Source organism: Aquabacterium sp. NJ1, assembly GCF_000768065.1.
GTDB lineage: Bacteria > Pseudomonadota > Gammaproteobacteria > Burkholderiales > Burkholderiaceae_C > Aquabacterium.
The window spans coordinates 1-2,705 of sequence record NZ_JRKM01000004.1; the positions used below are offsets into that span (position 1 = coordinate 1).

Annotated in this window: 2 protein-coding genes; both read left to right on the forward strand. The window is 57.6% G+C overall.

The window, feature by feature from the left end:
* Window positions 1–94: 94 nt before the first annotated feature.
* Window positions 95–1,069: an IS30 family transposase gene (locus JY96_RS21590; protein WP_035040509.1), complete on the forward strand. Its 975-nt coding sequence runs from the start codon at window positions 95–97 to the stop codon at window positions 1,067–1,069.
* Between the two features lie 34 nt (window positions 1,070–1,103).
* Window positions 1,104–1,472 (forward strand): hypothetical protein, encoded by a 369-nt coding sequence (locus JY96_RS21595; protein ID WP_035044302.1) that lies wholly within the window; start codon window positions 1,104–1,106, stop codon window positions 1,470–1,472.
* The last annotated feature ends 1,233 nt before the right edge of the window (window positions 1,473–2,705 follow it).

The following is a 2,705-nucleotide window of genomic DNA, read 5'->3' on the forward strand; positions in this document are numbered from 1 at the left end:
CGCGGATTCAACTAGTAAGTGCAACGTTCATTGAAATGGGTGGGGAGCGGCGAAACTAGCTGCACCTTATCCGACCAAGAACGAGGTTGCACCTATGACGTATCACCAACTCACCCAAGAGGAACGATACACCATCAACGCCTTGAGAGTAGCCAAATACTCTCAAGCCGAGATCGCTCGCCAAATTGGCAAACACCCAAGCACCGTCAGTCGTGAGCTTCGCCGGAACCTGACTACTCACCGAGCGCAGTACCGGCCAGAGAAGGCTCACAGTTACGCCGTGGCTCGACGTCGGCGCTGCCGTCGCGGCTCTCACTACTCCGACGCTCAGCGCGCTCAGGTCTTTAGCCTCATCCGCAGGAAGTTCAGCGCTGAGCAAATCAGCGGCATCCTCAAACGCTTCAAGCTCCTTGAAATCAGCACCGAGACCATCTACCGCTGGCTGCGTCGCGACAAGGCCAGCGGCGGTGAGTTGGTATCGCACACACGCATCATGTCCAAGAACGGTCGCAAACGCTACCGATCCAAGGATTCAAGGGGTGTTCTGGCCGGCAAGCGCCATATCAGCGAGCGACCACAGGAGGCCAACTTGCGCATCGCGATCGGTCACTGGGAAGGCGATACCGTCATCGGCAAAGACCTGCGCCACTGCCTGCTTACTCTGGTCGAGCGCGTCAGTGGCTTTGCCATCGTCATGAAGCTCAAGGCTCGCACCAAAGAAGAAGTCATCTGCGCTGCCAAGGTCGCCATCGCCAAGTACGAGCGTCAATTCAAAACGCTCAGCCTGGACAACGGAACGGAGTTCCACGACTACGCAAAGCTAGAGGAACACTTCAATCTCAAGTGCTACTTCGCCACCCCTTATCATTCCTGGGAGCGTGGCACCAACGAGAACTTCAACGGCCTGCTACGTCAATACGTACCAAAGGGAGTCTGCATGCAACATCTCACTCAAAAGCAGTGCGATCACTTCGCCAGCGAACTCAATAACAGGCCACGCAAACGCCACAATTTCCTGACGCCTTCCGAAGTCTTCTTCGGACGTACTAGCGTTGCACTTGCTGGTTGAATCTGGGCCTTTCGCTACTGAGTGGTTCTTTGGCATGAACTTCGGAATCAATCCGTTTGACATCGCGTTCTACCTGCTTGCGCCGGCAATCGCGGTGTTCACAACGCGTCTCCGTAAACGGTCGCACGTGATCCTTGCTCTAGCGCTTGCATCCTTCAGCGGCTGGGGCCTGGAGTTCGGCGCATCGGCATGGATAGATGCGCAATGGACATCACTGATGAATCACACACCAAATCCATCGGAGCAACTCATTCAGCAGTTCAATGCAGACAGCGCCGACAATGCCGCCCTGTTGCTGTTTGGCCTACCCATCTCATTTGTCTACGCTTCCATTTGCTTCGGTGTAGTTCTGGGAACTTGGCGTGTCTACGTAAGGCAATCTAATGCACAGGCCAAACATTAATGACCGTCGGCAGTTCAGCTTGTTCTCATCCGTCGCGGCATCTGCCATCAGCCTAACTGGGCGGTCAAGCGGACACCAACAAAGGCCATGCCTTCGGCATTCTCATGGCCTTTGTTGGTACCCTTCGCACCTTCGGTGCTCCGGTGCCGCTTACCTTGGGTGTTAGGCCCTTCTTAACAAGCAATCGGCCACGCCTGCAATCTTGTCCATTGCAACTCGAACCGATGCAGCGCTCCGCACCGCTCAAGATGCGTGAACATTGCCGCGGGCCTCAGCTGCTTTCTTTGCCTTGGCAACCTGCGCCAGTAGCCATCGTCGCTATCACGCGAGAACACCGGCTCATGCCATCGCCTCTTTCTCTATCGTTCTGGCGCTGAAGCCATGCTTCACGTTTGGCGCTTGAGTGTCCATGCGTGCAGCAACCGGGCGCAATGCTAAGGCTCAACCTGGCTGTCTGTCCTACGGCAGCCTGCGCACCGCACAGCCGCGCCAAAGTGCCACACGCCATAGGCAATTGGTTGCCTGTCCTTCGGCAGGCAATGGTGATCATGTGCCACGCCATCTCTCCGCAGGCCATCACCAAGTGGGCCGCGCGTCCTCCGGCGCTCAGCGCAGGGAAACCGCGCTGCCACTGCCCACCAGCATCAGGCAAAATCTCTGGAAATCAAATCAAGGGAGCGGCCATGCACAGGCCAAGCATCAGTGCACGCAGCCAGGTTGCCGTGGCCTCAACGCCCTCGCCTGCGCGCACCAGCCTAACTGGTCGTTCAACAGGGACGTCGCTGCTCCGCAGCGCCGCCCGTTAACTTTGGCGTTATGCCCCAGCTTGCTTCATGCATAGAACTTGGCTGTCAGCACCTCATGCGCACCTCAACCTTGCCGGCGCGAAGTCCTGATCATGCATATGGCTGAGCGTCTATTCCCGGCCGTGTCCTTTGCCTTCCATCGCCTCATCGCAGGACTCGCACAGTCACACGACCACGGCCTCTTTCCTGGTACTTCGCGCCGGGCATTGCCTCCGCGATGCAGCGCTGTCGCTAGTGCCTCTCCATGGCCAAGCGCACCAAACGGTCCTGGCTTCGCGCTCACCAGTCTGGCTTCGTTTAAGCTCGCTGGCATAACTGGTCGGCCAAGCGGACGCCAATACAGGCCATGCCTTCGGCATTCTCATGGCCTGTATTGGTGCCCTGCGCACCTTCGGTGCTCCGGCGCCGCTTACCTCTGGCGTTAGGC

Coding starts and splice junctions, on each gene's coding strand:
- JY96_RS21590 (WP_035040509.1), top strand. CDS start 95: ATGACGTATCACCAACTCACCCAAGAGGAACGATACACCATCAACGCC.
- JY96_RS21595 (WP_035044302.1), top strand. CDS start 1,104: ATGAACTTCGGAATCAATCCGTTTGACATCGCGTTCTACCTGCTTGCG.